This window comes from Ruegeria sp. CH8, from assembly GCF_056536985.1.
In genome coordinates this window covers 1-7,513 of record NZ_JBQFQR010000055.1, presented here as the reverse complement: position 1 = coordinate 7,513, position 7,513 = coordinate 1, and the positions used below count along the sequence as shown (strand labels likewise).

At 51.3% G+C, this 7,513-nt stretch carries 7 protein-coding genes; 3 read left to right on the top strand and 4 right to left on the bottom strand.

Going from position 1 to position 7,513, the window contains the following annotated elements:
- Positions 1 to 37: 37 nt before the first annotated feature.
- A complete protein-coding gene (locus tag ACR0ER_RS25285) occupies positions 38 to 307 on the bottom strand; it encodes a hypothetical protein (protein ID WP_480771235.1) in 270 nt (89 codons plus the stop codon).
- Between the two features lie 556 nt (positions 308 to 863).
- Between ACR0ER_RS25285 and ACR0ER_RS25280 the strand changes: the two genes are divergently transcribed.
- The 3 genes from ACR0ER_RS25280 to ACR0ER_RS25270 all read left to right on the top strand — a co-directional run bounded on the left by ACR0ER_RS25280 (position 864) and on the right by ACR0ER_RS25270 (position 4,566).
- Positions 864 to 2,591 carry an amidohydrolase gene (locus ACR0ER_RS25280; RefSeq protein WP_480771234.1) on the top strand — a complete coding sequence of 576 codons (1,728 nt, stop codon included), beginning with the start codon at positions 864 to 866 and terminating at the stop codon, positions 2,589 to 2,591.
- A 43-nt stretch (positions 2,592 to 2,634) separates the two neighbouring features.
- Positions 2,635 to 3,192 carry a hypothetical protein gene (locus ACR0ER_RS25275; RefSeq protein ID WP_480771233.1) on the top strand — a complete coding sequence of 186 codons (558 nt, stop codon included), beginning with the start codon at positions 2,635 to 2,637 and terminating at the stop codon, positions 3,190 to 3,192.
- Between the two features lie 354 nt (positions 3,193 to 3,546).
- Positions 3,547 to 4,566, top strand: a complete 1,020-nt coding sequence (locus ACR0ER_RS25270) for an AraC family transcriptional regulator (RefSeq protein ID WP_480771232.1) — start codon at positions 3,547 to 3,549, stop codon at positions 4,564 to 4,566.
- Positions 4,567 to 4,613: 47 nt separating this feature from the next.
- Here ACR0ER_RS25270 and ACR0ER_RS25265 read toward each other — a convergent pair whose 3' ends face one another.
- The 3 genes from ACR0ER_RS25265 to ACR0ER_RS25255 all read right to left on the bottom strand — a co-directional run bounded on the left by ACR0ER_RS25265 (position 4,614) and on the right by ACR0ER_RS25255 (position 7,184).
- Positions 4,614 to 5,129 (bottom strand): hypothetical protein, encoded by a 516-nt coding sequence (locus ACR0ER_RS25265; RefSeq protein WP_480771231.1) that lies wholly within the window; start codon positions 5,127 to 5,129, stop codon positions 4,614 to 4,616.
- Positions 5,130 to 5,363: 234 nt separating this feature from the next.
- The gene (locus tag ACR0ER_RS25260; RefSeq protein WP_480771230.1) at positions 5,364 to 6,323 is read right to left on the bottom strand and encodes a hypothetical protein; all 960 of its coding nucleotides are present in this window, start codon (positions 6,321 to 6,323) and stop codon (positions 5,364 to 5,366) included.
- A 162-nt stretch (positions 6,324 to 6,485) separates the two neighbouring features.
- Positions 6,486 to 7,184 (bottom strand): GAP family protein, encoded by a 699-nt coding sequence (locus ACR0ER_RS25255; protein ID WP_480771229.1) that lies wholly within the window; start codon positions 7,182 to 7,184, stop codon positions 6,486 to 6,488.
- Positions 7,185 to 7,513 lie beyond the last annotated feature (329 nt).

The window sequence follows — 7,513 nt, the reverse complement described above, 5'->3', positions numbered from 1 at the left end:
GAAGTGGAAGTATCTCGGTTCGATGTATTGATTGTTTTCAAGGGGATTGCACTGATGAATACAATGATAAAACGATTTTAGTTGGTATAACCATTTCTACTCCCGCAACCACTTTTACCGAACACAGTGTCGTACGAGCCGCCTCAGGGCGGCTTTCGTCGTTCTGTGCCAGACCAATCATCGCTGAAAGTGCACCCTCCAGTTCGATCTGCACGCCATCCCGTTCATGTTGGATCGTAACACGTTCGATCAAGCCCCGGATGATCTCCAAAGCACCTGTGCGGATCGACAGGTCCGATAACGTCATCCCGCACCGACGCGGCTCCTTCTGGCTCGGTGCAGAAACGCGACTACGGAACCCACCGGCCAACGGGCGTCTCTGGCACTCGTCGGATCGGGGACCGCCGAGACCGTACGCTGTCGAAGTGGGGCAGGTGAGAAACCTGCGGGGAAGCGGCTGGCCACCGATAACAGGCATCGCGCGGATACGAACCTGAAAGCGAAGGGCCTTCTCCCGCAAGACCGCGGGGAAGGAGCGGGGGCCGGGGTTGTCTAGAACGTTTGACGTCTCCGCGCTGTTTGGCTTAGCTCACCTCAGCATGCATGGCTTGCACAATTTGTGAAAATTAAACTTGGGCGCAACATCTGCCTGCCTTAGCTCAAGCCAGTACCATCTGCACTATAGCAGTTCACCGATTGCTGGGAAAATCGTGCGAGCCGCTCTGAGAACGTGACTCTGAAATTGTTTTGCAACTGAACCCTTTGACAAGCGGTTGGGCGGTAAGGCGAACAAATTTATTTGACATGCAAACAATTTGTTTCATGCTTTATTGGGTATTTTCTTTGGGTTGGGAGTGTGTGCGATGAAGTGGCTGATGATAACAATCGGTTTGTTAACTTCTCTCGCAACCAACACCGTTGCTCAGACTGCGCGCCTAAACCCTACAACGGACTATGCGCTTATTAACGGCGAAATCCACACAATGGATGAGGCAGGAACCGTAGCCGAAGCCATCGGGATTAAAGGAAACGAAATCGTCTATGTTGGCGACGCGGCGGGTCTTGCGAATGTGATCGGGATTGGCACCGAGGTAATCGATCTGCAAGGCACGATGGCCTTGCCGGGCTTTGTTGAGGGGCACATGCATCCCACAGCAGGTGCGCTAATCATGCGAGGGGTGGACCTTCAGGTCGACGACGTCGACGGTATCCTTGAGCGCGTGCGGGCTTATGCCGAAGAAAACCCGGATCTTCCAATCATCCACGGCTACGGGGTGCGGCTTCACCTTTGGGAAGACGGCTACGGCACGAAGGAGATGCTGGACGAGATCGACTCCGATCGCCCAATATACCTCTGGGGTGTGGATGGTCATCAGGCCTGGGTGAACTCCAAAGCCTTCGAGATCGCCGGGATCGACGAAAACACGCCCGAAACGGTGCCTGGATTCTCTTACTTTCGCAGAAACGAAGATGGCACACCCGCCGGTTGGATTGTTGAAGTTCCGGCGCAGTTGCAGGTACTTTCGAAGCTGATCGATCTGAATATTGAATACACTGAGGCTGGAGTTCGTGAATGGTTGCCTCGGTTCGCGGCTGCCGGAATTACGACCGCCCATGACTATGGTATTCAGGGCCTTGGCATGGAGGAAGGTTTCCAATTGATGACGGATCTGGCCGAGGCCGGTGACCTTCCTATCCGGGTTCAGGGAAATTTCTATTGGAATGATCCGAACATCGACCCGATCCCGTTGGTGGAATCTATTAGAGAGCAATTCAACTCCGAGTTTGTCACCGCACGAGGCCTGAAGATCAACATGGACGGTGGGGACGATGCCTATAGCGCTCTATACACCGAGCCCTACAGTGACAACCCGGACGCTGACCCATCCCCCATTATTCCCTATGACATCCTGAACGATGCTGTAGTGCGTGCTGATGCGGCCGGCATCAACATCGTTTGCCATTGCTTTGGGGATGCCGCAGTGCGGGCAGTTCTAGATGCTATTGAAATGGCGATTGAGCAGAACCCGCCACGTGATCGGCGCAATGTGATCAGCCACGCGATGCTGGTTCATCCCGATGATATTCCACGTTTTGGGGAACTTGGCGTGACTTGGGACTCCACCGGCGCATGGATGAGCCGTGATCCATCGTTAGCAAGTATCTCTGTGTCGCGCCTCGGTGAGGAGCGGATTCAAAGGTATGTTCCGATGAAGGCGATTGCAAAGGCGGGTGGAAACGTGTCCCTGGGGTCGGACTGGCCTGCCGCTGGCTATATCTCGGAATACCGCCCGTTGGTGGCGATCCGGACAGCTGTGATGCGCCAACTTCCGGGACGCGACGACGTACCGCCGCTGGGTGGCGAGGAAGCACGTGTGCCGGTTGACCTCGCAATCCGCGCGAACACGATCAACGCAGCGTACGGTATGGGGCGTGATCACGAAATTGGCAGTATCGAAGTCGGTAAACTCGCCGACCTCGTTGTATTGTCCGAAAACCTCTACGAGATCGACCCCAGCACAATCCACGAAGTCGATGTGCTCTACACGATCATGAACGGCGAACTGACCTGGGATCATACGAAACAGTAGAAAGCCACCATTCTGGTATTCAACCTCCGAAAGGAGAATAAAAATGAAGCGTGTCTTGAGAGCTTTTTTGGCTGTGTGTTTGTTGTTTGGCGGAGCGGGACAATCCTTTGCCTGCGGGAACCCCCTGCTTTGGGCACTTCTTTTCGAACACCATCCAGAGGCCAAGGTCGCGTTTCAGGCGGACTTAGACGGTAGGAAAGCTGGCATTGTTCAAGCAAGACCGTTCTTGGGAAGGCCCGGCGTTTCATACCATTCCTGGTCCATCAAGTCCTTGAACAAGCTCGCGCAAGAGATGGCTCCTTCAATTTCCGCAAATTTGCGAGAAGGTGAGACATTTACTGTACTCTTGGCAATTGAGGTCGCAGCCATACGCTTTCGTGGCGGGGATAGTACGCCTGAAATTATTTCGGCTGCGCAGATAAAGACCATCTCCGAGTACGACGTCACGACAACAGTTAATGTACTTCATTCGGGCTGGCGGCATTCTCTCGCCTATGACGCAATGGTCGAGAATGATCTTTTAATTCTAGCGACTCCTGAGGCGGGTGAAACGATCGCCAGCCTTTTCGGCACGATGTCCAATGCTTCGCTGCGCCCGTGAAATTCTTTTGACGAAGGTTTTCTGCGGTTTCAAAAGGTCTGCTCAACTTAGTGGCGTCACGATAAATTCTCGCTCCTTTCGAGGGGCCAAGCCTAACGTGAAAGATCGCGGAGTAAGTAGAGTTCGGACCATTTCAATACCGATCTTGTCAGTTGATTTGACCGGCACCCTTCCTTGGCCAGCAACTGCCTCTGCGCTTGAAAGAAGTAGGCATCAGCAAAGCGCCTGTTACCGTTTCTGGGCCCTATTAGTGTCAGTTTTGCAATTGGTGATGGATTGTCGTTGAATTATCAAAACTCGTAACTCTGGTATAATTCTGTATCAGAACTGCTTAGCCTTTTACTGGAACAGCTTATGGGCGTCGACAATACGTGGCTGAGGCATTTTGCTGGGGCGTTTGAAGAACGCGCTCCGGATGCCAGCGTATTCAATGATGTGATGAAGGAATCTGGGCTAATACATAGTGAACTAAAGGAGGCTACGCATCAGATTGATCCGTACAAAGAAGGTGAATTTGTTCGTCTAGCCTGCGACCAGTTGAAAAACCCTGCATTTGCCACCGTGGCTGGCTTAGAATTTAAATCACCGCGCGACATTGTCTGGTACATAGCAAAATACTCACGAAATCTAAGGGAAGCCATTGAAAACGCGTCGTGTTATGGTGCGTTGGTTGATGATACTATTGAATACGGTCTGGTTGTGTCAGGAAATTGTGCTTCCCTTCAGATGCAAGTTACTGACGGCGGACTCGTCAAATTCCATCGACGGACCGAGTTTATTGTTTTCTCGGCGCTTTCGCTAATGCGTGTGGTTACGAATACTCCTGTCCAGCCTCTGGAGGTTCGGTTCCAACATATGGTCAAATCAGCAGGGCCCGATATTCAGAGAGCCGCCGGGTGCACTGTTTCCTTTGATTCCGAGAAGACGGAACTCATCTTAACGTTATCATCTCTCGACCTTCCGATACCAACTTATGATCCAGCTCTCAAAGAACACCTGTCTGACTACGGCGACAAACTTTTGAAAGAAACTGCCGGGTGTGCACCTAGTACACGAAGCAGGGTTGAAGCACTGCTATTGAACGCGTTGCCCGGGCAAATGCCGAGTGTGCAAGAAGTGGCCGTAAATGTCGGTCTCAGCACACGATCATTGTCGCGGCGCCTCAGTGAGGAGGGCGTGAGTTTTCGTAGTATTGTAAGTCATATCAGGTGCGATCTTGCGAAGACGTATCTCAAGGACGGGTTCGGCATCGGAGAGCTTGCATTTTATCTGGGTTTCGCCGACCAGCCCGCATTCTCCACCGCATTCAAACGTTGGACCGGTTTAACACCGCGCGAATTTCAAAGGCAAAACCAGGCTGACACATCCTCCTGACTGTTGCCGTTGGAGTGGAGCCAAATTTGAGATACGCTTCCGTTTCATTAGTGTGTAACCGAGGAAACTTGGGTGACTACACAATCCGAAATCTGTGGTGCTTTCCACAGAACAAGCTCATTTGGTTCGCCTTTTTTAATGACCATTGCCACCGCACTTTTGGGGACTCTAGTTTCAAGGATGATCGGAGTTTTGGCTGTTAAACCTTGACATCCAATTGCATAATCCAATGCTGCATCAAAGTTTGTTGTCCAAGACAACCCGACTTCCTTTCCGAGACTTTGACCGCGAAAAACCGAGATCTGTCTGGGAAGCTGATGCCATTCTGCAGTTGGAATCCAACATGACCTTCGCTTTTCGGCGTCCATTGCGTGAACAAACATGGTGTGGTTAACTTTTTCGAACCCACCCCACAAACCCTGCAGCAAGGGCCAGAAATCCGCGCTGGAGATTTCATTTTCAAGCAACATTTCGACAACGGCATCTGCCCGCTGATCGGCTTCGTAGTGTCTGTTCAAATGCATATTGATTACTTCGACGGCACTGACTGCTTCGGTCTTCATGACTGACGCTCCAATTCTATCTCTGTAACTTGCAAAGCACGCTGTGTGGCGCTGTCATCCAATATTGGTTGGGAGTGTTCATTCATTCATTTGAGTTCCCGCCAAAAGTTTTTCTTTTTAGGCCAAAGCGTGGTGAAACCGTACACATCCATGATTGACCGAGGGTTTGACCGCAGTGATCTTACCTTTCGACGATGACTATTGGTTTTGGTCAGAAAAACTCTGGATGCGGCACTAAAATCTGAGACCGAGCCCTATGGAAAACCCGTCGAAATTTTCCGCAACAACACCGTTCAGCATTATTCGCCCAGCTTTGACTGCAGGGATGCCTAATCGGCTCGTGTCTAACTCAACGCCAACGCCCGCGGTTGCCAGCCAGTCTGTATCCAGAACCTCAGCGGCATCCCCGTGGTAGTACACCAATCCTGCATCCAGCACGAGCTGGGTCGACAGGTTGAAGAGGTCCACATTCTTCAATGGATAGCGGTGACGTGAAAAAAACGTTGTCTGGTTGGAATTTGCTTTGGCGCCCCCAGCCTGTGGTTCATCAATTGGATGAAATTCAAGGAATGTTTTGCGAAACCGGTATTCAGCTTGCCAAAGGCCATAGCTGGCTTCTCGATAGAGTCCGACAGACGCACCTACACCCAGTGCATTCAAATCACCATCAATTGGGTCATTTGTCCCTGAATTGAGAGGCAATATTGGGAAGTCTATGATTGATGCATCTGCGGTAACGTGACCGACCGAAAAATGACCGACAGGACGAAGGTGCCAGTTACTACCTAATGGGAACTCCCAGCCAATTCCAACGGTGGTGGCCACGCTTGCCCAAGTGACGTCCACATCAACGTCAGGAGCGATTTCGGGAAAGAAGGCAACCGGGTTGTAGACTTGGTAAGCTACAAGTCCTTCAAAGTAGAGGCCGTTTTCAAGCGGATGAAAGCCACCCCGAAGCTGAGTGGACCGAAGGCTGTTGGTGTCACCTGAAGCTCTTAAGAAAGAAAACGAAGACAGTGTCTCATTCGGCGTTGCGGCAATGCTCAAGACCGAAAGCGCTGCGCGTGCGGCTGCTTCTGATGCATCCGGATCAACAGTTTGCGCAGTCGCGGCAGATGCGAGACCCCAAATTGCAATCGACGTGCAAACCTGGGGCGCCTTCAGTAATAGCTGACCGGGCTCTTGACGCTTCACCTGTTTTCGTGTGCCCTTCCTAGATTGCGTAGGCATGAGTGTCAGCGCTTGTAAAATGTGCCCCAATCGGACCCGTTCGGCTGCTTGTATTCGTGAGAAAGATCTCGACATAAAAAAAGGTGCTGAGAAGCAGAAGACCGTTTCTGAGCAATATGTTTGGCATCAGACCAAACCGGATCCAGTCAAAAAGTATTTGATTGCGTCAACTACAAACGCCAATCCCAAGATGCCGAACAATAGCGGGACAAACCACGACGCAGTGGTGCTTAAAAACCGATTTAGCGCTTTCAACTTGTCCACAATCGAATTTCCCGCAAGAGCATATGCAAGCGGAATAAGTGCAAACGGAAGCGCATACAAAAGATTGTAGATCAGCAAACCCACGGGTTTGGATTGCACGTTAAATCGGAACATCTCATTGATGAAACCGAAGTACGGTACGGCGAATGGCATACCAACAATACAAAGCGTTGCGCCCATTACGAAGGATGGAAACACGCCTTCTTTCTGCTGGCGGACTTCGGAACGGGCTGATTGTTTGTCCATTTCGGCACTTGTGCTCACCCGGAAAGCGAGGCTGAGAAGAACCAAGCCGAGAAGAAACCCAATGACGAAATTGATAGGCGTCGGATTCGCGAACCCTTTGACGACAAAGTCCACTACCGGACTGAGCAGTTCCGCAAGCCCGTAGACGATCAGCATCCCCATCACAAAGTACGCGATTGAATGACCCAAGATAAGCGCGATGCTATTTGCAATTGGTCGGTTCCCGGTCAGAGCAAATGCAGTCGCAGCCAGAAGGACGGGACTGACGACGTCAACTAACAAAATTGGTATTCCAACCACCCAAATGTCACTCATTTTCTACTCCGTCCGGTCGGTCGTTCGCCCGTCTGGGAAACTTCGACGACTTTTGCTTTGCCGGCTTCCAACCTCTACGAAAGGAATAGGTCAAAAGACACAGTGGCCTCTGCCCTAATCCCCTGGCTCCTTGCTCCCTTCGGAGAGCTATTAGCCTAATTTGGTGGCCTTACATCACCAGTCTATCCATCTTTCATTTCACTGCAAATTCTGAGCTTTTGAGGCCCTACACGCAGACATGTCTTTGCCCCCTAAAATTGTGCCACTACTTTGGCCGAGAAGGGGGAACAAGGGATGGCTCGGAAGCGATACTCGGACGAAGACATTCT